The following is a 21,055-nucleotide window of genomic DNA, read 5'->3' on the forward strand; positions in this document are numbered from 1 at the left end:
CTCAGTTCGCCCGTGTCTCCAGCCAGTCGTGCCACTGGTCCTCGCTGCCGTGGAAGACGTTGAGGTCGATCTTGCCATCGACGCCTTGAGAAAGGCCAGAACCGGAATACTGCCAGAACAGCCACTTGCGGTTCGGGTAGACGATCGACGGGTGCTGGGCGACGGCACGCAGCCAGAACGGATAGTTCTTGAAAGCGCCCTGCAGGTTGTCGGCGTAGAAGTCCGGCGCCGTGTAGATGATAGGACGCTGGCCGTAATGGGCCTCGAGCTTGTCCATGAACACCTGCATCTTTTCGCGCACGCGCTCGGGCGACAGGCGACGCTTGCAGCTCGATTCGCCGTTATATTCGACGTCGATGACAGGCGGCAGCGCGCCCGGTTCACGCGGAACGTTGCGGATGAACCAGTCGGCCTGTTCGCCGGCCGTGCGGCACCAGTAGAAGAAGTGATAGGCGCCGCGGCGGATGCCGGCCGCCTTGGCAGCGCGCCAGTTCTTCTTGAACATCGGGTCGAGGTGGTCGCCGCCATCGGTCGCCTTGATGAAGGCGAAGTTCGCCCCTTGTGTACGCAGCCGAGCCCAGTCGATGTCAGCCTGCCAGCGCGAGACGTCGACGCCATGCACGGCCATCTTGCGCGGATTTTTGGCGCGGCCGAAGTTGATCGGCTTGGCGTCACGGAAACGATGACCGTAGATCCGCGAGCGGCCCTGTGGCATCGCCTGGGTCACCGGATTTTCCGGCGCGACGAAAGCGACCGGCCGCGCGTCCGGAACAGGCGCGGCGAGCGTCGTCGTGGTGTTTGCCGCGGGTGCAAAGGCTTCCGGCTCCGGGACCGGTCCGGCCCAGGCGAGCATTTCTTGGGGCGGTGCCGATTGAACGTTCTGCGGCGGCGTCATCTGCGCGACCCGCGCGCCGACATTGGCGGCGGGCACCGGTGCGGCCGACATCGCGACCGAACTCGTCGTTTCGCGCGAGGGCGGCGCGATGGTGTCCAGGCTCGAACTGGAGGAGCAGCCCGAAATGAGGCCGGCAAAAAGGATTGCGGTCGCAGCTGAAAGACGCATGGGCACCCGTACGCAAAACAAGGTCGACGGCGATCGCCGGCCGACAGGTGTGAAATGGCTAACGGAAGCTTACCCAAAAAGTTTGAATCCAATCTTACCAAGCGAACCCAATTTCACGCACTGGAGGTTGCATCAGGCCGGGCACTTTGACGCAGGCGTGGTGGCGCTGTCAGCTGGACGAATGTTCGATGCCGGTGCCTGTCCGTTGCCGGCGGCTGGTGCGGAATTCGAGGTTGCGGGCGATGGTGTCGTCGAGCGCGCCGGACGCGTCGGTGATCATCGTCGGCGCAAAATGCGAACGGAAACCCTCGCCGACCCGGAAGGCTGGTGTGTAGAGCGGGCCGAGCGGCTGTGTCGTCGTCACATAGGTGAGATTTTCGTCGCTTCCCGAGCGCGTCGGCAGGCCGTGGCGATGCAGGACCGAAGGAAGCGCGAGGCGCAGGCTGTTGGCCAGCAGGTGGATCATCTGCCGCCCGGAAAGCGAGTGGCGGTAGTTGCGGTAGAACCCCAGGCAATGGCGCAGGATACGGGCGCGGTTGCCGTCGAGGCGCGACAACTTGCGGGCAAAGAGGGCCACGTCCTCAAGACCATCGAGCGGACGGGTCATCAGGGTGAAGCCATCCATGTCGCGCAGCTTGGCCGAGGGCAGGAAGCGTTCGTCGGCGACGCACTCGTCGAAGAGTGGCGTGCCGAGCAGCGGGATCGTCAGGCTTAGGAACGCCGGCAGAGGCATCGTGGTTTCGCCGGTGATGAAGGCGAGCTCCTCCTGCATAGCCTCGATCGTCTGCGACGACGGATCGAACATCAAGCCATACTGGAAGGCGACGCCGGCGTTGAGGCAGGTCTGGATCGCCTCCAGTTGCGGCACCACCAGGTTCTGCTTTTTCTGGTAGCGTTTCAGTTGCGCTTCGTTCAGCGTTTCGACGCCGCTGAAAAGGCCGAGACAGCCGGCCGCCCGCACGGCTTCCAGATTGGCGGGATCGCGGAAGAAGTCGCCGGTGACGAGCGCAATCCAGCCCTGAAACAGCCCCTCCCGCCACAGCGATCGGATCACTTCGAGCTTGTCATAGAAGACGTCCTTGCTGTTGCCGTAGAAGTTGTTGTCGATGAACAGCACGTATTTCTTCGGCGGGGCGTTGCGCAGCTGCGCCTCGATATAGGCGGGGTCGTAGCTGTGATAGCGTCTGCCTTCGGCGGTTAGCGCACAGAAGCTGCACTTGAAATTGCAGTAGCGGCTCGTCTCGATGTAGCTGACCGGACCGCGCCAATTGGCAAGGTCGAAGCGCGGCAGGATCGTCTCGGAGACGGCCCATTCGCCAAACACCTCCCTGATGACCGCCTGCATCTCCTCGACGTCACCGTCGCAGGCGTAGTCGAAGGTTTCGGCGCTCGAAACCGGTAGATTGCGCACGACCGGCCCGCCCGCGACGACGACGCAACCGGGTGACTTGGTGCGGGCATAGGCCGTCAGGTGCTGCATCCGGTCGAAGGCTGCGGTCACGCCCGTCAACACCAGCATGTCGAGGTCGGCAAAGGCTGCCTCGTCGACGAGCGGTCCGTCATGGAATTCGCTGTAGGCGCGAAGGTCCACGCGGTCGCGGGCAAAGGCGCCCGCCAGGAACAGGTGGCCGGTTCCCTGGGGGATGAAGTCGGGGCGGCCCCTGGGGTTCCGGGTTTCGTCGAAATGGGCTAGCACGATCAGGATGCGGGGAGGACTGGGACGGTTCATGCGCGGCTCCCCTGAGATCTGGCAAACTGGACATGCGGCGTCTGGTCGGTTTGGCCAAGCGGAAGAACCTCGCACCACGTGGCCCGGCGCAGCGAAAACATCGTCTCGAACGCCTGGCGCGCTTCGGCGTCTCTCGGTCCGGCGGCATGCTGCAGGGCGGCAAGCGCGACGGCCGGCATCTCCAGCCGGATCGCCTCCGCGAGGGCATACTGGGTGACGCGCTCGGCGCGGCGTTGTTGGCCGCGGCGCAGATGCAGGGTCGCTTCGCCGAGCGCTGCCACCGGTCGGCCGATCGGGTAAACCCGCGCAAAGCGCTCGAGTTTTCTAAGGACGAGCTGTGCGGCCAGCAGGTCGCCTCCGTCAGGGTCGCTGGCGACATCGAAGAGACGGGCGAGCGCCGGTAGCGTTCGCGTCTTCATCGCCGGGTTGAGCGTCTCGCACCAGGAAAGCGCGCGCTCGAGCCAGCTTGCGGCCTCCGTGCTGTTGCCCCGGCGCCGGGCGGCCTCGCTCAGAAGCGATGCGCCTTCGATTGAATGGACGAGTTCCAGCCCGTCACCCTTTTCGCGAAGGATCTGTTCGAGTTCGTCGAGGTCGGTGTCGATCGCGTTCCAGCGGCCAAGTGCTGCGTGGCCCCTGAGACGGCCGAGCAGGCCGCAGCCGAGCACCTGCATGTCCCCGCGCCGGCGCCCTTCCTCGCAGATCCGCTGCACGAGGATCTCCCAGGGCGCGATGCCCTCGAAGGCGGAGGTCAAAAGCCAAGGGCCGGAAATCGTCTCCAGCCCGACCGCCACTTCGCACCAGCGCCTCAGGTCGCCGACCGTCGCCGCATTGTTCAGGCCGGCCTCGAACGCCCGCTTGCCCGCGTGCCAATGACCGATGCCGATCTGGTACATGCCCGACAGTAAGTCGACCCGCACGCGCGTTCCCAACTGGTCGACGCGTTCGGAAAGTGCTGCCGCCAGCCGACTGTAGTGTTCGGCCTGGCTGTGCAGCGGGATCACGCCGCATATGGCGCCGAGGCTGGCATAATTGGCGGCGGTCGTCGGGGAGACGTATTTGTTTCTTTCGGCAAGGTTCGTCGCCCTCAGCGTCGCATGGATCAGCCGCAGCTTCTCGCTGGTGAAGTAATAGATCCGCGTCAGGTCCTCATGCGCCTTCGCCGCAAGCAGGAAGGGATCGGACGGCGATCGCGAGATTTCGCGCTTCAGGATCCAGTCCGCGTCGCGGTGGATGGTGCGCCGCCACACCTGTTCGGCGAGATCGAGTACGAGATGCAGCGCGAGGCCGGCAGAGGTGCGCGGCAGCGGTAGGCCGGAAAGCCGCAGTCCTTCCTCATAGGCATGGCGGGCCGCTTCGGCGCGGCCAAGATTGAGGCTGGCTTCGCCGAGCAGGAAGCAGGCGGCCGCCCGTCTTGCCGGTAGAATGGTGATCGAAAGGTCGCGCGCTGTCTTGAAGAAGCGCTCGATCAGATCGACGACGGCGGCGTTGTCGAACTGGCGCAGCCGCAGTTCGGCAACGCGGTCCAGATAGTTGAAGGCCTGCGCGGCGTCGCCTGCGCGCTCCCAGTGGCTGAGTACGCGCGGCAGGTTTTCCGCATTGTCCGGCTGCCCGCCTTCCTCCATCGCCTTGGCGATCGCGCGATGCGCTTCATGGCGCTGTTCCGACAGCAGGCTTTCGTAGATCGCCTGGCGGATGACGGCATGGCTGAACATGAACCGGCCCGGGCGGTCGTCGGCGGGCTTGATCAGATGCGCCGCCTGCAGCCGCTCGATGCTCGCCTCGATGTCCAGTGACGTCTTCCTGATCGGCGGCAGCGCGCCAAGCTCGGCAAGCGAGAAGGTCGCGCCCATGGCGCTTGCGATCTTCAGGAGAACCTGCAGCTCTGCCGGAAGCTGGTCGGTCCGGGCAATCACGGTAACCTTGGCGGTGTTGAGCAGGGTCGCATCGTTCGAGCGGGGCTCGGAGAGCAGCGAGACGGCTGCGGCAGGCTCGGCCGCCTTGGGCAGCCGGCGCTCGCCGATCATCCGGCAGATTTCGCAAATCAGCAGCGGGTTTCCGGCCGACTGCGCATAGACCGCCTCGCCGAAGCCGTCGGCGGGCGAGTTGCTGCCGATTGATGCGCGAACGAGCGCGATCGTACCCTCGAAGTCGAGCGGCAAAAGATCGAGCGTCTGGGCGCCGTTGTGGTGCAGGCCGGTCCACCGGGTCAGGTCTTCCTGTGTGCGGGTCGTCCGGGTCGATACGACCACCGGCACGGGTGCCGCCCCTGAAACCAGCCGCCCGAGCAGCTGGCCGGACGCCTCGTCGAGCCAGTGCACATCTTCGAGCACGACGAAGCCCTGTCCCCCGGCGAGACTGTCGGCCATGAGCTCGCTCAGCAGCTCGCGCAGCCGATGGGAGCGCCCGTCGCCGGACATGGCCCGGGTCTCCGGCGTATCCGGCAAAGTGAGGTTGATGGCATCGTTGAGCAGCGGCGCGAGGGAAGCAAGCTCCGGTCTTTCCGCAAAGAAGAGCGCCACCTGGTCCGTGGCCTCGGCGCCGCGCAGATCGCCGATACCGAGCAGGTCGCGGATAACCCCGCGCCAGGCGAAATAGGGGACGTCGCTTTCGATGTCGTCGGCATTGCCGACGAGCACGCGGTTGCCGCGGTCGCGACAGCGCTCGACGAAGGCGCGCAGAAGGGCCGACTTCCCGACGCCGGAATCGCCCTTGACGATCATGATGCCGGACTGCCCCCTGCGCGCGCTTTCGAGATAGGCGGAAAGGGCCGTCATTTCGGCCGCACGGTTGAGGAGTGCCGGTGACTTGGTGTCGATCGTTGCGACCGTCTCGGCAATCGGCGCGAAGGCAGACACGCCGCCGCGCACGCCCGGTATGGCCAGCGACCACGGTCCGGAGAAGGCGATCTGGCTGGCCGTCTCCTTTGCCGTCGCCTGGTCGACAAGGATGCGCCCGGCGGCAACGCTTGCCAGGCGCGCGGCCATGTTCACGGCGGCGCCGACCACCGTGTAGTCCGCGCGGTGGCTGGCGCCGAGCGCGCCGCAGAAGCTTTCGCCGGTGGAGATGCCGGCCGAAAGGCCGACATCGGGATCGTCGAGCTCGCCTGAAAGACGCAACGCCGCAACGATCGCGCGGCGCGCATTGTCGGCATGTTTGGGGCCGGGCAGACCGAAGACCGCGAAGATCTCGAGACTGTTTGCGTGAAGGGCTGTGTGGAGGATTTCCCCGCCGGTGCGGCCGACAACGGCGATCGACCGTGCAACGAGCTGGTTCAGCCGATCGAGATCTTTCTCGAGGTCCGGGCCAACGATATGCACGAACAGGGCCGTAATGGTTCTCAGGTCCGCCAGCCACTCCGAAAGCGGCGAGAGAAGCCGACCGCGCAGCGAAAGCGGCAGGTAGGCTTCAAGCCGCTTGCTGGCGAAGCCCGAAAGGGGGTGGGGCTGCCCGGTTGCGGTCGAATAGGGATCGATGCGTTCGAGGCGGGCGGTGCCCTCCCGGCCGGGCCGGCCGGTTGCCCGCTTGCCGATCAGCTGCCACACGGTGTCGGAGACGAGAATTTCGCCGGCATCGCTCAAAAGGCCGCAATGGTCCGCCTGCGCTAGGCAGTCGCCGCCGACGATCAGCCAGCGCTGGTCGATGCGGGGAACGAGGTGCAGCAGGGTGATGGTGCCGACGCCGACGGCGATGCGCAGCTGCAGCGCGTCCTCCGGCCCGCCCGGGCCGCCGATCTCTTCACGGATGCGGCCGGCACAATAGCAGCTGCGCCAGGCGGCCTGCTCCAGCTCGCTGTCGGAGGCAGCCTGCCAGCCGGCAAGCAGGCTGTCCCCGGCAAAGCTCAACACGGTGCCACCATGTTCCTCGATATGCCGGACGAGCGGCCCCATGTAGCCGTTGAGCAGCCGGCTCACCCGTTCGGCGCCGGCGGCGCGGTCGCTTTCGGACCATTTGGCGGTCAGGCGGGTAAAACCGGAGATGTCGGCGAACAGCAAGGCGCCGGGAAAGTCCTCGCGCGTCGGGCCAGCCGAATCCGTCGCCGCCGGGGCAGACCATCGAACCAGGGCTCCCGACAGGTAACGTTGGAATTCATTCTTGCCGGCGCCACCTACCACGCAAAATTCTCCCCAAGATTTTAGAGTAACATGCCTCCTTTCGCACTTAAAGGCCGCCCGTGTTGACCTATGGGTTTCCAGTAACGGCAAGTAAATATCTGTTCCACGCCGCTTGCGAACGGAGTAATGTTTGCCCGATTGTTCGAGGGGGTCTCGCAACAGGAGGGGATGATGGGGGTCGACTGGGCTGGTCCGGTCGCCGCCGTGACACGCCGCAATGTCTTGCGGCTGTTCTCGGCAGGCGTGATGGCGAATGTGCTTTCCGGGTGTCGACACGACTGGCCACCGGCCGCGGCCTGCGAGCTTCCCTACCCGATCGTCGACGTTCACTGCCATTTCTTCAACGCGGCCGATGTGCCCGTGGAAGGGCTGGTGCGCTATGTGGCGCTGCGGGAGAAACTGCCGGAAGCAAAGCTCTCCGCCGATCCGCTGCAGTCGAAGCGCCTGGAAAATGCCCTGGTGGTCTTCCTCGTGACGGCCCTTGGCGACGTCGCGCCCAAGGCTAAGGCCGAGGACGCTATTCTCAAGAAGCGGGTGCCGCGCCCCTCCGACGCCGAGTTCGAGCGGCGGAAGGACGAGCAGTTGCGCATCGCCGTCAAGCAACTGGTCGCGCTAGCCGGCGAGCAGCGCGCATCGTTGACCGCACGAAGCGGCGCCGAAACGCCGGATTATCAAGGCCTGCTGGAACAGATCGGCGGCACCCCCGGCCTGCCCCAGGGCTTGCAGCGGCGCTCCGGCAGCGTGGAGGAGACGGATGTCGATGCCCTGGCGTCGGCCGCCAAGGCCCACGACCAGATCGGCAACTACCTTTCCTTCGTGCGCCTCATGCAGGACTACCGAGAAAACCTGGCGGAAACCTATGCCCGGATCTTCGCGTCGAAATGCCGGTTTTCCATGATCACGCCGAGCATCCTCGATTTCGAGAAGTCGATCGGCGGCAGGGCATCGCCGCAGCACGACCAGATCGACGTGATGGACGAGATCCAGCAGCTGGTGATCAAGCGGCACGGCATCCATATGCACAGCTTCGTCGGCTTCGATCCGCACCGGGAGGCGCAGAAGCGTGGCTCGTCGCTGGAAAACGTCCGCTACGCGATCATGGAAAAGGGCTTCATCGGCGTGAAGATCTACCCGCCGATGGGCTTCAAGGCATGGGGCAATGCGGATCCGGCGATCGATGCGGCGCTGAAGCGGCTCTACGACTGGTGCCGCGACAACAGCGTGCCGATCATGGCGCATGCGGAAAACAGCATCGGCGCCGGCTGCGGCTATGGCAATATGGCGAGCCCCGTCTACTGGAAGAAGCTGCTCGACACCAACCGTTACAATGACTTGCGGATCAATCTGGCGCATTTCGGCGCTTTCGATGAAGTCATTCGCCCGGGCGCGCCGACGGGGGTCATGGTGTCCTGCGCCCAGGACAAATTCTCCGGTCCGCCGACCTGGGAGGACATCATCGGCAAGACGATCGACCACGGGCGCCGACCGAACCTGTTTGCCGACCTGAGCTATCTGAGCGAGCTCGTCACCGACAACACGCCCGGGCTGCACGAAAAAATCCGCGCGCTGCTCGACAAATGGCTGCGGGACTACGATCCCGATGCGCGCCATCTGATGTTCGGCACCGACTGGTCGATGATGGCGCTGGAGAAGGACTACAACGCCTACGTCCCGCGGATCGCCCAGCAACTGAAGGAGGCCAATGTCAGCGAGGAGGACCAGCAGAACATCTTCTGGAAGAACGCCTCCCGTTACCTCGGCCTCGACCGGCCGGGGCCGACCCGCCAGCGGCTCGCCACCTATTGTCGCAAGCGTGGCCTGGACGCCTCCTGGCTCTCGCAGCTGGAGATCGCCTGACCGCGGAGACTGCTACCCGCGGTCCGGCACGTGCCTATCGCCACGGTGCGGTTCTGGCGATCCATTCGCGCGTCCGGCCTTCCGGGTCGGCGTTGCGGGTGATGTCGGTAACGACGGCGGCGATGTCGGCGCCGTGCTCGAAGACGCCGGCGATCCGCTCGACGTTGAGGCCGCCGATGGCGACCAGCGGCAGCAACCCGACACGGTTCCGCCAGGCGGCAAGGCGCGGCAGTCCCTGCGGCGCCCACTTCATAGCCTTGAGAATGGTCGGGTAAACCGGTCCGAGCGCGACATAGTCGGGCTTGGCAGCAAGTGCTGTCTCCAGTTCCGTCTCGTCATGGGTGCTGAGTCCGAGCTTCAGGCCGGCGGCGCGGATTGCAGTAAGGTCGGCCTCCGCCAGGTCCTCCTGGCCGAGATGGACGAAGTCGCAGCCTTCCGCGATCGCCAGTTGCCAGTAGTCGTTGACGATGAGCTGGCAGCCCTGCTCGTCGCAAACGGCCTTGGCCGCGCGGATCTCGCGGCGGATCTCCGCTTCCGTACGATCCTTGACGCGTAGCTGCACCAGCTTGACGCCGAGCGGCACCAGCCGCTCGATCCAATCCGCGCTGTCGACGATGAGATAGAAGGGGTCAAGTTTCACGCAAACACCGCCTTTCCGATGACGGGGGTGGAAGGGACGGCAAAATCGCGCGGTTCGAGCATGCCCGCCTCGAAGGCCTGCCGGCCGGCATCGATCGCGCCCGCGAACGCAGCGGCCATCAGCGCGGGCTTGGCGGCGCCGGCTACAGCGGTGTTGAGCAGGACGGCATCGAAGCCGAACTCCATCACCGTCGTTGCGTGCGAGGGCCGGCCGATGCCGGCATCGACGATCAGCGGCACATCGGGAAAGTTGGCCCGCATTGCCCTGAGCGCCTGGATGTTCTGCGGCCCCATGGCGCTGCCGATCGGCGCGCACCAGGGCATCAGCACCTTGCAGCCGGCTTCCACGAGCCGTTCGGCAACCACGAGATCATCCGTGGTGTAGGGAAAGACTTCGAACCCTTCGGCCGAGAGGATGCGCGCCGCCTCGACCAGCCCGAAGACATCGGGCTGCAGCGTATCGTGGTGGCCGATCACTTCGAGTTTCAGCCAGTTGGTGCCGAAGACCTCGCGCGCCATCTTGGCCGTCAGCACCGCCTCTGACACCGAGTGGCAGCCGGCGGTGTTCGGCAGCACGTGCACGCCGAGCGCCCGGATCAGTTCGAAGAAGGCGCCGCCCTGGCGGCCTCCGGCGGTTTCGCGCCGGAGCGAGACCGTGACGATCTCAGTGCCTGACGATCGCACCGCATCTTCCAGAACGGCGGGGGAGGGGTAGCGGGCGGTGCCGAGCAGCAACCGTGAGCGCAGGTCCTGTCCATAAAGCGTCAGCATGTCTCAGCCTCCTTTCATCGGCGAGAGAATTTCGATCCGGTCCCTGTCGCTGAGCGCATGACCCGAACGGTCGGCCCGGTGCACCAGTTCGCCGTTGACGGCGGTGGCGAGCCAGTCGCCTTCGAAATCAAGGGCGGCCAGAAGCTCGGCGAGGGTGGTGACGGCGAGGTCGTGATCCTCGCCATTGACGGTCAGTCTCATGCGGCATCTCCCTTCAGGTCCTGCGCAAGCGCGAGGTCGGCTGCTTCCGCCGCCAGGGCCGGCGAAAGCAGGAAGCCATGGCGGTAAAGCCCGTTGATCGTGATGGTCTGCCCGGTGCGCAGGGCGCGCGGCAGGTTGTTGGCGAAGGCGGGGCGGACGCCGGCGCCGGTTTCGACGAGGCGCGCTTCGCCGAAGGCCGGATGCAGCGCATAGGCGGCGTTCAGCAGTTCCATGAGGGAGCGGGCGGTGATCGGTCCGCCGTCATCCGTCTCGATCATCGTCGCCCCGCACATGAAGAGGCCGCCGCCGCGCGGCACGATGTAGAGCGGGATGCGGGGATGAATGAGCCTGACCGGCCGCGACAGCTCCACGTCGCTTGTCTGCAGGTAGAGCATTTCACCGCGCACGCCCCGCAGGCCCGGCGTTTCGCCGATGCGTGCCGCGCCGGCGCAGTCGGCGACGAGATCGTGGTGGCCATCGTCGCTCGTCTCATCGAGGAAGGTGACGCCGTGATCGACAAGCTTCTGCCGCAACCGGCTCAGCGCCCGGCGCGGGTCGAGATGCGCCTCACCGGGAAAAAACAGCGCCTCGCGGAAACGTCCGGCAAGCGCCGGTTCCAGCCGTTCGATCGCGGCGGCGTCGAGCCATTCGAAGCCGGAGGTGCGTGAGGCAAAGCGCTTGAGTTCGCCCGCATCCCGTGGCGGGGCGACGACAAGCGTGCCGTTTCGGGAAACCTCGCCTGGCAGGGCGTCGTCCCACCAGTCAATGGCGCTGATGCCCTTCGTCAGCACCACCTCTTCGGCGCTTTCGCGTTCGCACCAGGGTGCCAGCATGCCGCCGGCAAACCAGGAGGCCGCGCCGGCAAAGCCTGGTTTTTGCTCGACAACCGTCACCGCGACACCGCGGGCGCTAAGTTCATGCGCCAGACAGAGCCCTGCGACGCCGGCACCTTTGACGAGGATCCGCATGGCTCAGTGTTCCCGCGAGGCGTGGGCGGGCCGTCGTGAGGGAAGCGGGATGGTGTTGGCGGTGTGCATGCCGAGGCTCCGATTGTGGAGACCCAGTTCACGAGCGAAGGAAGGGCAAGGACGCCTTGCCGTTGAATGGTCGCGTGAAGGCGACGTTTGCGGCAGCGATGTCTGCACCGTCCCTACGCCAGTATGAACTGGATCAGGTTCAACGGGTCACTGCGCCGCGCAAATCGCATAGCAGAATCTCAGCCCCTTAGCGGGACACCCCTGGTGAATGCTCCAAGCTGACCGTTCGGGGCGGTTTTTGTCAAGAGCCAGCATTCGTGTGCGATGTGATCTCATCTGCCGAAAAAAGTATCTATAATTTTTCGACGAGAAAGCGGAAGCGTTGGCGGCGTGCTGAAGGGAGGAGTGTCAGGCGGGCAGAGCGGGTCGAAAAATACCGGAGAAGCCCGGGCTCGTCCTCGTTTCTCGGGTGCGTTACGCCCGATTTCGGAAATGGGAGATGCGACCGATTGATTGGTGATTGTTGCCCCGTCTCGGCGGTTTCCAGATTCACTCACGGTCAAAATACAACCAGAAGGGTATTTGCTAACACAAACTCTCCACCTGGGTGCTTGCGAACTTTGCTCGTCGACAAAATTATAGATAATATCAGATTCTATCTATTTCGCGTTTGCGATGACCTGGAGGACGAGCCGAAATGCTGGACGGAACCCTATCAACTGGCGCTAATTTTACCCCGGGCGACGCGGGCGAATCCCGCTGGACCCAAGCGGAAGCTGAAAAAATCTATAATTTGCCGTTCAACGATTTGCTCTACCGCGCACACACGGTCCATCGTGCGCAGTTCGATCCCAACACCATCCAGATGAGCAGGCTGCTCTCGATCAAGACCGGAGGCTGCGCCGAGGATTGCGGCTATTGCAGCCAGTCCGCCCACTATCCGACCGGGCTCAAGGCATCGAAGCTGATGGAGGTCGAGCGTGTGCTTGCCGAGGCGCGACAGGCGCGCGACGGCGGTGCGACGCGCTATTGCATGGGGGCCGCCTGGCGCAGCCCGAAGGGCCGCGACATGGACGCGATCGTCGCCATGATCGGCGGTGTGCGGGCGCTTGGCATGGAAACCTGCATGACGCTCGGGATGCTGACGCCGGACCAGTCCGCACGGCTCGCCGAGGCCGGGCTCGACTACTACAACCACAATGTCGATACCTCCGAACGCTTCTACGGCGAGATCATCACCACCCGCAGCTTTGCCGACCGGCTGGAGACGCTCGCGAATGTCCGCGACGCCGGCATCAAGGTCTGCGCCGGTGGCATTCTCGGCATGGGCGAAACCGCCGACGACCGGATCTCCATGCTGGTGACGCTCGCCAATCTGCCGGTGCCGCCCGAAAGCGTGCCGATCAACATGCTGATCCCGATCCCGGGCTCGAAGCTGGCCGATGCAGCGCCCGTCGATCCGATCGATTTCGTCCGCACCATCGCGCTTGCCCGCATCCTGATGCCGCTATCGCATGTCCGGCTTTCAGCCGGCCGGACCGACATGAGCGACGAGACGCAGGCGCTCTGTTTCTTCGCCGGCGCCAATTCGATCTTTGTCGGCGAAACCCTGCTGACCGCCGACAATCCCGGCGAGGACCATGATGCGGCGCTCTTCCGACGCCTGGGGTTGAAGCCGATGGCTCCGGCGGCAAGGCAGGATGCGGCCGAATGACCCTGGGTCTGTTTGCGCGCTATGAGAAGACGCTGGAGGGCCTTGATCGCAAGGGCCGCCGGCGCGCACTTGCCCCCGCTGGCGGCCTGGATTTTACCTCGAACGACTACCTGGCGCTCGCCGCTTCGACGCGGCTGAAGGCGGCGATAACGGGTGCCATCGCGCGCGGCGTGCCGGTCGGCTCCGGCGGCTCACGGCTGTTGCGCGGCAATCACGAAGAACACGAGGCACTTGAGGCGGAAGCGGCCACCTTCTTCGGCGCGGAACGAATGCTCTTCTTCGGCAGCGGCTACGCCGCCAATGCTGCCCTGTTTTCGACGCTGCCGCAGCGCGACGACCTCATCGTCCACGATGCCCTGATCCATGCGAGCGCCCATGAAGGCATCGCTGCGAGCAAGGCCGATGCGGTTGCGGCAGCGCACAACGATATCGACGCCTTTGCCGATGCCATCGGCCAATGGCGCCGCGCCGGCGGCACAGGGCGCCCGTGGATTGCCGTCGAAAGCCTCTATTCGATGGATGGCGATCGGGCGCCGCTCGCCGACCTCTTAGCGCTTGCCGCGCAGCATGACGGCTTTCTCGTCATCGACGAGGCGCACGCGACCGGCGTCTTCGGGCCGGAAGGTCGCGGTCTCGCCGCTGAGCTGGAGGACCGGGAGAACGTCGTCATGCTGCATACTTGCGGCAAGGCGCTCGGTGTTTCCGGCGCACTGGTCGGAGCAAGCGCCGTGCTTTGCGATTATCTCGTCAACCGCGCCCGCAATTTCATCTATTCGACCGCGCCCTCGCCACTCATCGCGGCCGCGGTGCGTGAAGCGCTCGCCGCCCTCGTCGACGAGCCGGAACGCCGCGCCGCATTCGACGGCCTCAGGTCCTTCGCCAACCGGGCGCTCGCCGAGGTGCTCGGCATCGAAGGCAGCGGCTCGCAGATCCTGCCCATCCCGATCGGTGATAACGGCCGAGCGGTCCGCATCGCCGCCCGTATGCGCGCCGAGGGTTACGATGTCAGGGCAATTCGCCCGCCGACGGTGCCGGAAGGCACCGCGCGTCTTCGGATCGACATCACCCTCAACGTCGACCGGGCCGCAATCGTGCAGATGCTGCAGCAGTTGAAGATCGCGATCGCGAAGGAGCGGCCATGAAAACCCGTATCGTGGTCACCGGTACCGATACCGGCATCGGCAAGACCATCTTTTCCGCAGCCCTTACCGATGCGCTCGACGGTTGCTACTGGAAGCCTGTGCAGTCAGGGCTCGACGAAGAAACCGACAGCGAGACCGTCGCCCGGCTCGGCCGGTTGTCGTGTGACCGCGTCCTGCCCGAAGCCTACAGGCTCGCAATACCGGCATCGCCGCACCTGTCAGCACGGATCGACGGCGTCACCATCGACCCGGAGCATCTTTCCCCGCAAGCGGTGGAACGACCGCTGGTGATCGAAGGCGCAGGCGGGCTTCTGGTGCCGCTGACGGAGCACACGGTCTTTGCCGATGTCTTCGCGCGCTGGCAGATCCCGGTGGTTGTCTGCGCTCGCACCGGGCTCGGCACGATCAACCACACCCTCTTGTCGCTCGAAGCGTTGCGCCGCCGCGCCATTCCCGTTCTCGGCGTCGCCTTCATCGGCGACGCGCAGGAGGATAGCGAAGCGATCATCGCGCGCCTTGGCGGGGTGCGCCGGCTCGGGCGGCTGCCGCGGCTCGACCCGCTGACGCCCGACAGCCTGCGCCACGCCTTCGCCGAGAATTTCAACATCGCCGATTTTCGAGGGATGCCGGCATGAAAAGCTCCACCGTCTGGTATCCCTTCACCCAGCATGCCCTCGAACCGGCGATGCGCCGCATCGTCGGCACCGAGGGTGCCTATCTCGTCGACGAAGATGGCACGTCGATCCTCGATGCGATTTCGTCCTGGTGGGTTATCACCCACGGCCACCGTCACCCCACGATCATGGAGGCGATCCGCAGGGCTACGGAGACCTACGACCAGATCATCTTCGCCGAATATACTCACGCACCGGCGGAAGACCTGGCGCGCGGGCTGATCGAGATCGCACCGCCCGGGCTCGCCCATGTGTTTTATTCCGATAGCGGTTCGACTGCGGTCGAGGTCGCGCTGAAGATGGCGCTCGGCTTCTTCCACAACAGCGGCCAGCCGCGGAGCCGGATCTGTGTGCTGGAGCATGGCTATCACGGCGACACGATCGGCACGATGTCGGCCGGCGAAAGAGGCGTCTTCAATGCCGCTTACGCGCCGCTGCTCTTCGCCGTCGATCGCCTGCCCTTTCCGGAGCCGGCCCGGGAGCAGGCAACGCTCGACGCCTTCGAACAGGCTTGCGCTTCCGGCGAGGTTGCCGCCCTGTTGATCGAGCCCCTGCTGCTTGGCGCCGGTGGCATGAAGACCTATCCGGCTTCCGTGCTGTCCGAGCTGAAACGCATTGCCGAACGGCATGGCAGCCTGCTGATCGCCGACGAGGTGATGACCGGTTGGGGGCGGACGGGCTGCCTGTTTGCCTGCGAGCAGGCCGGGATCGCGCCCGATATTCTCTGCACCTCGAAGGGGCTGACTGGAGGCGCGCTTCCTCTGGCCGCGACGCTTTGCACCTCGGAGATCTTCGAGGCGCATCTTTCGGTCGACCGACGCAAGACCTTCTTCCATTCGAGTTCCTACACGGCCAACCCGATCGCCTGTGCCGCGGCACTTGCCAATCTCGCCGTCTGGAGACAGGAGCCGGTGGGCGCGCGTATCGAAACCTTGGTCGCGCGCCAGCGTCGACATCTGGCGCGCTTCGCCGATGATCCTCGCTTCGTCGACGTTCGCCAAATCGGCACCATTACAGCCCTCGACCTCACGGTGCCGTCCGGCGGCTATCTCGCCGAGGTCGGCCCGCAGCTCAGGGCGTTTTTCCGCAAGCGTGGTTTGCTGATCCGTCCGCTCGGCAACGTCATCTACCTGATGCCGCCCTATTGCGTCACCGATGCCGATCTCGGGCGGGCCTATGACGCGATCGACGAGGCGGCGTCGCTCTTCGGGACAGGGCAGCTATGAGGCTCGTTCGCTCATCCCGGATCGTCGGTTTCGGTCATGCGGTGCCGGAGCGGCGTGTCGCCAACGGCGAAATCGAGACGACGCTCGGGCTTGAGCCCGGCTGGATCGAGCGCCGCACCGGCATTCGCGAGCGGCGCTGGGCCGCGCCTGAAGACACGCTGTCGGGGCTTGCGGCAAAGGCGGGCGCAATGGCGCTCGAAGATGCCCGCACCCCGCCCGGCAATATCGCGCTGGTCCTGCTTGCGACCTCGACGCCCGATCACCTGCTGCCGCCTTCAGCACCCCTGCTCGCTCATCGTCTCGGCCTTTCCAACGCTGGTGCGATCGACCTTGCCGGCGCCTGCTCGGGCTTCCTCTACGCCCTGACGCTTGCCGACGGTTTCGCGCGGGCTCAGGGAAAGCCGGTGCTGGTGGTGGCGGCCAACATCTTGAGCCGCAGGATCAATCCGGCCGAGCGGGCGAGCGCCGTGCTCTTTGCCGATGCGGCCGGCGCCGTCGTCGTCGCGCCGTCCGATGACCCGCAAACCGGCCTCGTCGGCACCGACCTCGCCGCCGACGGCAGTCGCTACGATCTGATCTCGATTGCCGCCGGCGGCAGCAACAGGCCGTTTTCTCCCGATACCAGGTCCGAGGACCTGTTGATGACAATGCGCGACGGGCGCGAGATGTTCGCGCAGGCGGTGGAGTTGATGACGGCCTGTGCCGTGAACGCCATGGACGCCGCCGGCTGCGTGGCCCCGGACATCAGCCGCTTCGTGCCGCATCAGGCCAATGCCCGCATTTTCGACGCCGTCTGCGATCGTCTCGGCATCGCGCCGTCGAAAACGGTGCGCACGATCTCGGACTACGGCAATTCGTCGGCCGCGACCATCCCGCTGTCGCTATCGCTGGCGCACCGAGAAGAGCCCTTTATCTCCGGCGAAAAGCTGTTGCTGACGGCGGCCGGCGCGGGGCTTGCGGGAGGGGCGGCAGTGCTCGCGATCTGATGACGCGTCGACGGCAGCCACGCCGCGTAACCTGGCGCGCGCGCCGTGATGTCAGGGTGTTGAGGGCGCGGCGCAAGAGCCGCGTTTCATCAGCATTGGCTGCAGCTTGTATTCCTCCTGCAGCGCATGGCTGCCGAGCACGCCTTCGAGTGCCAGCCGGGCGATCTCGTCGATCGGCTGGCGAATGGTGGTGAGCCGCGGCAGCACCAGCGAAGCCAGAGGAATGTCGTCGAAGCCGACGATCGAAAGGTCGTTCGGGACCCGAAGCCCCATGTCGTCGGCGGCGCGCAGCAAGCCGATTGCCTGCTGGTCGCTGGCGGTGGCGATCGCCGTCGGGCGACTTGCTACGGGTTGCGTCAGCAGCTGCTTACCAAGTTCTTCACCTGAGCGGTAGTCGAAGTGCCCCTCGACGATCTGCGGCGGAACGTAGTCGCCTGGGTGGCTTTTTCGGAATTCCTCGAGCCGTTGAACGAAACCGCCGCGGCGCTCGCCGGAGACTTCGGTCGTGCCCGGACCGCTGATATAGCCAAGCCGACGATGGCCGAGCGAAAGCAGGTGGTCCGCGGCGAGATAACCGCCCTGACGGTTGTCGACGGAGACGAGCGCATGGCCGCTCAAGGGCCGGTCGACGGTCACCGTGCGCGTGCGCGACGCCAATCCATCGGCGAGGCTGTTGCTGACGGGAACGAGGATCAGCCCGGCCGGCAACCGTCCGAGCAGGGTTTCAATCTGCTGCTTCTCGGCGTCCGGGTCGTCATGGGTGTTGGCAAGCAGCACCGAGTAGCCCTCGGCGGAAGCCAACATCTCCACCTGTTTGGCAAGCTCGGCAAAGAAGGGGTTGGTGATGTCAGGCACGACGAGGCCGATAATGTCGGTCTTGGCGAGCCGGAGGCTGCGACCGAGAATGTTCGGTCGGTAGCCGATCGCGTCGATCGTTGCTTCGACCTTCGCCCTGATGTCCTCGCTCACCGTCTTGTTCTTGGCAAGCACACGCGAAACCGTGCCGACGGACACCCCGGCGCGCTGGGCAACATCCTTGATCGTCGGGTTCAAACGGTCGGCTCCCTATCACGTTCGCTGCATCGATCAGGAGGGAAAAATCATGCAACGGATCAAAGTCTTACGCCAGCGACCGCGGATCCGCCCGACGGCAGCTGGCCTTCCTCTTAGATCAGAGAATGCCGCGAACCGGTAGCGGCTTCCAGCACAAATTTCTCAGCGATGAAACGTTTCATATTGACAGCGATACCGCCTTTCTGTCTTCTAAAGGTCGAAGCGGGCCACGCATGTTCATGTGATGAAACGTTTCATTGATGGTTGGAGGACCATCTTTTCACCGGAGGAGAACCCATGAAATTTTCCCTGTATGCGTCTATCGTCGCACTTACCGTTGCCACCGCATTGCCGACACTTGCCATGGCTGCCGATAAACCCGTCGTCGGCCTCGTCATGAAGTCGCTTGCAAACGACTTCTTCAAGAACATGCTGGAAGGCGCCGAAGCACATGCGCAGAAGCGTGGCGACTACGAGCTTAAAGCCATCGGCATGCAGAACGAGACGGACTTCGAGAGCCAGCTGAATGGCGTCGAGAACTTCATTACCCAGGGCGTCGATGCGATCGTGATTGCGCCGGCCGACTCCCGCGCCATGGTCGCGCCGCTGAAGAAGGCGATGGATGCGGGTATTGTCGTCATCAATTTCGACGTTTCGCTCGACGAGCAGGCAAAGAAGGATGCCGGCGTCGATCTGGCCTTCGTCGGCCCTGACAATCGAGGCGGCGCCAAGATGGTCGGTGATGCGCTCGCCAAGGATCTCGGCGCCGGCGGTAAGGTCGTGATCCTCGAGGGCAATCCGGGCGCCGACAATGCAGCGCAGCGCAAGCTCGGCTTCGAGGATGCGATCGCGGCAGGCAAGCTCGATCTTCTCGATTCTCGGACGGCGCATTGGGAAACGGAAGAGGCCAATTCCGTCTTCTCGACCATGCTGACGGCGCATCCCGATATCCAGGGTGTGCTCGCCGCCAACGATTCCATGGCGATCGGTGTCGTCAAGGCGCTCGACGCGGCTGGCCGAAACGACATCAAGGTCGTCGGCTTCGACAATGTGCCGGCGGTAGCCCCCATGCTGAAGGACGGCAAGCTTTTGGCGACAGTCGACCAGTTCGGTTCGCAGATGGCGGCGAACGCAATCGACAAGGCGCTCGAAGTCGTGGCCGGCGGGCCCAAACTCGAAGGTTGGGTGAAGACCGACATCGAGCTCGTGACCAAGGACAACGTGAAATAGCTCTGAGACCGCGCGTGCGCACCGGGCGCTGCCCGGTGCGCGTCGGCAAGGACAGCATCCGCCGCAGGCCAATGGTTTGCTTGCGCAATTGCTGCGTTTCAAAAGGGCTAGGTCATGATGAACACGCAAACCGTGCAGGCGGAAGCGGCTGGCGTCTCGATGCCGCCGGTTCTGGAACTGCACGATGTTAAGAAGGCCTTCGGGGGTACCAAGGCACTGAACGGCGTCAGCCTCTCCATTCAGCCGGGCGAAGTGCACGGCCTCATCGGCGAGAACGGGGCCGGCAAATCGACTTTGATCAAGGTTCTCTGCGGTATCGTCCGTCCGGACGAGGGCGCAATCAATCTTGCAGGCCGGGCCTATGCGCCGGCCACGCCCCGCGAGGCCAAGGCCAATGGTCTCCAGGTGGTGCACCAGGAATTCAACCTTCTGCCCCATCTGTCGGTGGCGGAGAACATCTTCATCGAGCATCTGCCGCGCAATGCGTTCGGCGTCGTCAGACGGCAGGAGATGCATGCCGGCGCACGGGCCGCACTCGACGCCATCGGCCTCAGCGACATCGACGTGCGCTGGCCGGTCGCGCGCCTCGGCATCGCCCACCGACAGTTGGTCGAGGTGGCGCGCGCGCTGATGACGGAAAGCCGTATTCTCATCCTCGACGAGCCGACGGCGACGCTGACGTCGCGCGAAACCGAGCGGCTGTTCAAGATCGTCAGCGACCTTCGCCGTCGCGGCGTCTCGATCGTTTTCGTGTCGCATCATCTCGACGAGGTCTTCCGCATCTGCGATCGGGTGACGGTGCTGCGCAACGGCGAGACGGTGTTCTCGCGGCCGATCGTCGAGACCAATCAGGACGAACTTGTGCGCGCCATGGTGGGCCGCAAGCTGCAGCAGCAGATGGCGAGCGAAGTGGTCTCGTTTGCTCGGCCGGCACAGGCGTTGTCGCTTGCCCGGTTTCGCCCACCGCAATCGCCGCATGCCGAGGGCATTTCACTGCACCTGCACAAGGGCGAAATCCTGGGGATCGCCGGGCTTGTCGGCTCCGGCCGCACCGAGCTTCTGCGGGCGATCGCGGCCGCTCAACGGCCGCTCTCCGGTGAGCTCTTCCTTGAGGGGAAGCGCGCCTCCTTCCGCTCGCCGCGCGAGGCGATCAATGCCGGTATCGGCTTCGTGACCGAGGACCGGAAGGAGGAAGGCCTGATCCTCAACATGCCGATTTCGGCCAATGTCACGCTCGCGTCCCTCTCGGATGTCTCGCGTGCCGGCATCCTTGACAGGAAGGCGGAAATCGAAGTGACGGAACGGCTCAGCGCCGAGCTCAAGCTGAAATATGGCGGACCCGGCAAGAATGCCGCGACGCTCTCGGGCGGCAACCAGCAGAAGGTGGTGCTCGCCAAATGGCTGGCGCGCAATCCGAAGGTACTGCTGCTCGACGAGCCGACACGCGGCGTCGACGTCGGCGCCAAGGCCGAGATTTATGCCCTGATCCGCCAGTTCGCTGAACGTGGCTTAGCGCTATTGATCGTCTCGTCGGAGCTGCCGGAACTGATGACCCTGTCGGACCGCATCCTCGTGATGTCGCAGCACCGTGTCGTCGGCGAGCTGTCGCGGCCGGAATTCTCCGAAGAACGTATTCTGCAATTTGCCTACCAGGGCGAGCAGCAACAGGCGAGGCAGTAAG

Annotated in this window: 16 protein-coding genes and 1 riboswitch; of the genes, 8 read left to right on the plus strand and 8 right to left on the minus strand. The window is 64.9% G+C overall.

Annotated features, from left to right (window positions below; translation table 11 throughout):
* Nucleotide 1 precedes the first annotated feature (1 nt).
* The 3 genes from IB262_RS11610 to IB262_RS11620 all read right to left on the minus strand — a co-directional run bounded on the left by IB262_RS11610 (nt 2) and on the right by IB262_RS11620 (nt 6,904).
* Complete coding sequence (locus IB262_RS11610; RefSeq protein WP_192372169.1) at nt 2-1,063, minus strand: GH25 family lysozyme; 1,062 nt, start codon at nt 1,061-1,063, stop codon at nt 2-4.
* A gap of 169 nt (nt 1,064-1,232) precedes the next feature.
* The gene (locus IB262_RS11615) at nt 1,233-2,792 is read right to left on the minus strand and encodes a radical SAM protein (protein WP_090296481.1); all 1,560 of its coding nucleotides are present in this window, start codon (nt 2,790-2,792) and stop codon (nt 1,233-1,235) included.
* On the minus strand, nt 2,789-6,904 hold the full coding sequence (locus IB262_RS11620) for an adenylate/guanylate cyclase domain-containing protein (RefSeq protein WP_192357018.1): 4,116 nt from the start codon (nt 6,902-6,904) through the stop codon (nt 2,789-2,791). The genes IB262_RS11615 and IB262_RS11620 overlap by 4 nt, the downstream gene beginning before the upstream one ends.
* Before the next feature lie 171 nt (nt 6,905-7,075).
* On the opposite strand from IB262_RS11620, the gene IB262_RS11625 reads away from it, so the two are divergent.
* On the plus strand, nt 7,076-8,761 hold the full coding sequence (locus tag IB262_RS11625) for an amidohydrolase family protein (RefSeq protein ID WP_192357020.1): 1,686 nt from the start codon (nt 7,076-7,078) through the stop codon (nt 8,759-8,761).
* A gap of 34 nt (nt 8,762-8,795) precedes the next feature.
* Here IB262_RS11625 and IB262_RS11630 read toward each other — a convergent pair whose 3' ends face one another.
* Genes IB262_RS11630 through thiO form a run of 4 tightly spaced genes read right to left on the minus strand, consistent with a single transcriptional unit; the run spans nt 8,796 to nt 11,340 of the window.
* On the minus strand, nt 8,796-9,401 hold the full coding sequence (locus IB262_RS11630; protein ID WP_060529364.1) for a thiamine phosphate synthase: 606 nt from the start codon (nt 9,399-9,401) through the stop codon (nt 8,796-8,798).
* On the minus strand, nt 9,398-10,171 hold the full coding sequence (locus IB262_RS11635) for a thiazole synthase (RefSeq protein WP_060644564.1): 774 nt from the start codon (nt 10,169-10,171) through the stop codon (nt 9,398-9,400). The genes IB262_RS11630 and IB262_RS11635 overlap by 4 nt, the downstream gene beginning before the upstream one ends.
* Before the next feature lie 3 nt (nt 10,172-10,174).
* Nucleotides 10,175-10,372 carry a sulfur carrier protein ThiS gene (gene thiS / locus IB262_RS11640; protein WP_060583946.1) on the minus strand — a complete coding sequence of 66 codons (198 nt, stop codon included), beginning with the start codon at nt 10,370-10,372 and terminating at the stop codon, nt 10,175-10,177.
* Complete coding sequence (thiO, locus tag IB262_RS11645; protein ID WP_192493570.1) at nt 10,369-11,340, minus strand: glycine oxidase ThiO; 972 nt, start codon at nt 11,338-11,340, stop codon at nt 10,369-10,371. The genes thiS and thiO overlap by 4 nt, the downstream gene beginning before the upstream one ends.
* A 161-nt stretch (nt 11,341-11,501) precedes the next feature.
* A riboswitch (TPP riboswitch) is annotated at nt 11,502-11,622 on the minus strand.
* Between the two features lie 424 nt (nt 11,623-12,046).
* Between thiO and bioB the strand changes: the two genes are divergently transcribed.
* From bioB to IB262_RS11670, 5 genes are read left to right on the plus strand one after another with little or no spacing between them, the layout of a single operon-like run.
* Nucleotides 12,047-13,063, plus strand: coding sequence for a biotin synthase BioB (bioB, locus tag IB262_RS11650; RefSeq protein ID WP_060601812.1), 1,017 nt, complete (start codon nt 12,047-12,049; stop codon nt 13,061-13,063).
* The gene (locus tag IB262_RS11655; protein WP_192357024.1) at nt 13,060-14,205 is read left to right on the plus strand and encodes an 8-amino-7-oxononanoate synthase; all 1,146 of its coding nucleotides are present in this window, start codon (nt 13,060-13,062) and stop codon (nt 14,203-14,205) included. The genes bioB and IB262_RS11655 overlap by 4 nt, the downstream gene beginning before the upstream one ends.
* A complete protein-coding gene (gene bioD / locus IB262_RS11660) occupies nt 14,202-14,840 on the plus strand; it encodes a dethiobiotin synthase (protein ID WP_110818830.1) in 639 nt (212 codons plus the stop codon). The genes IB262_RS11655 and bioD overlap by 4 nt, the downstream gene beginning before the upstream one ends.
* Nucleotides 14,837-16,105 (plus strand): adenosylmethionine--8-amino-7-oxononanoate transaminase, encoded by a 1,269-nt coding sequence (locus tag IB262_RS11665; protein WP_192493571.1) that lies wholly within the window; start codon nt 14,837-14,839, stop codon nt 16,103-16,105. Before bioD ends, IB262_RS11665 begins: the two co-directional genes overlap by 4 nt.
* On the plus strand, nt 16,102-17,091 hold the full coding sequence (locus IB262_RS11670; RefSeq protein WP_110818829.1) for a beta-ketoacyl-ACP synthase III: 990 nt from the start codon (nt 16,102-16,104) through the stop codon (nt 17,089-17,091). Before IB262_RS11665 ends, IB262_RS11670 begins: the two co-directional genes overlap by 4 nt.
* 51 nt (nt 17,092-17,142) lie before the next feature.
* Here IB262_RS11670 and IB262_RS11675 read toward each other — a convergent pair whose 3' ends face one another.
* Nucleotides 17,143-18,144 carry a LacI family DNA-binding transcriptional regulator gene (locus IB262_RS11675; protein ID WP_060521906.1) on the minus strand — a complete coding sequence of 334 codons (1,002 nt, stop codon included), beginning with the start codon at nt 18,142-18,144 and terminating at the stop codon, nt 17,143-17,145.
* A gap of 297 nt (nt 18,145-18,441) precedes the next feature.
* Here IB262_RS11675 and IB262_RS11680 point away from each other — a divergent pair, with 297 nt between their 5' ends.
* Together IB262_RS11680 and IB262_RS11685 are read left to right on the plus strand one after the other, a co-directional pair.
* Entirely contained in the window at nt 18,442-19,374 is a 933-nt protein-coding gene (locus tag IB262_RS11680; RefSeq protein WP_034798471.1) for a sugar ABC transporter substrate-binding protein, read from the plus strand.
* Nucleotides 19,375-19,491: 117 nt separating this feature from the next.
* Entirely contained in the window at nt 19,492-21,054 is a 1,563-nt protein-coding gene (locus IB262_RS11685) for a sugar ABC transporter ATP-binding protein (RefSeq protein WP_192493580.1), read from the plus strand.
* Nucleotide 21,055: the final 1 nt, after the last annotated feature.

Origin of the sequence: Ensifer sp. ENS02 (assembly GCF_014851885.1) — a bacterium.
Classification (GTDB): domain Bacteria; phylum Pseudomonadota; class Alphaproteobacteria; order Rhizobiales; family Rhizobiaceae; genus Ensifer; species Ensifer adhaerens.

What these genes read in the sequence shown, in the direction of transcription:
- IB262_RS11610 (WP_192372169.1), bottom strand. Translation starts at nt 1,063, where the DNA reads ATGCGTCTTTCAGCTGCGACCGCAATCCTTTTTGCCGGCCTCATTTCG.
- IB262_RS11615 (WP_090296481.1), bottom strand. Translation starts at nt 2,792, where the DNA reads ATGAACCGTCCCAGTCCTCCCCGCATCCTGATCGTGCTAGCCCATTTC.
- IB262_RS11625 (WP_192357020.1), top strand. Translation starts at nt 7,076, where the DNA reads ATGGGGGTCGACTGGGCTGGTCCGGTCGCCGCCGTGACACGCCGCAAT.
- IB262_RS11635 (WP_060644564.1), bottom strand. Translation starts at nt 10,171, where the DNA reads ATGCTGACGCTTTATGGACAGGACCTGCGCTCACGGTTGCTGCTCGGC.
- thiS (WP_060583946.1), bottom strand. Translation starts at nt 10,372, where the DNA reads ATGAGACTGACCGTCAATGGCGAGGATCACGACCTCGCCGTCACCACC.
- thiO (WP_192493570.1), bottom strand. Translation starts at nt 11,340, where the DNA reads ATGCGGATCCTCGTCAAAGGTGCCGGCGTCGCAGGGCTCTGTCTGGCG.
- bioB (WP_060601812.1), top strand. Translation starts at nt 12,047, where the DNA reads ATGCTGGACGGAACCCTATCAACTGGCGCTAATTTTACCCCGGGCGAC.
- IB262_RS11655 (WP_192357024.1), top strand. Translation starts at nt 13,060, where the DNA reads ATGACCCTGGGTCTGTTTGCGCGCTATGAGAAGACGCTGGAGGGCCTT.
- bioD (WP_110818830.1), top strand. Translation starts at nt 14,202, where the DNA reads ATGAAAACCCGTATCGTGGTCACCGGTACCGATACCGGCATCGGCAAG.
- IB262_RS11665 (WP_192493571.1), top strand. Translation starts at nt 14,837, where the DNA reads ATGAAAAGCTCCACCGTCTGGTATCCCTTCACCCAGCATGCCCTCGAA.
- IB262_RS11670 (WP_110818829.1), top strand. Translation starts at nt 16,102, where the DNA reads ATGAGGCTCGTTCGCTCATCCCGGATCGTCGGTTTCGGTCATGCGGTG.
- IB262_RS11680 (WP_034798471.1), top strand. Translation starts at nt 18,442, where the DNA reads ATGAAATTTTCCCTGTATGCGTCTATCGTCGCACTTACCGTTGCCACC.
- IB262_RS11685 (WP_192493580.1), top strand. Translation starts at nt 19,492, where the DNA reads ATGAACACGCAAACCGTGCAGGCGGAAGCGGCTGGCGTCTCGATGCCG.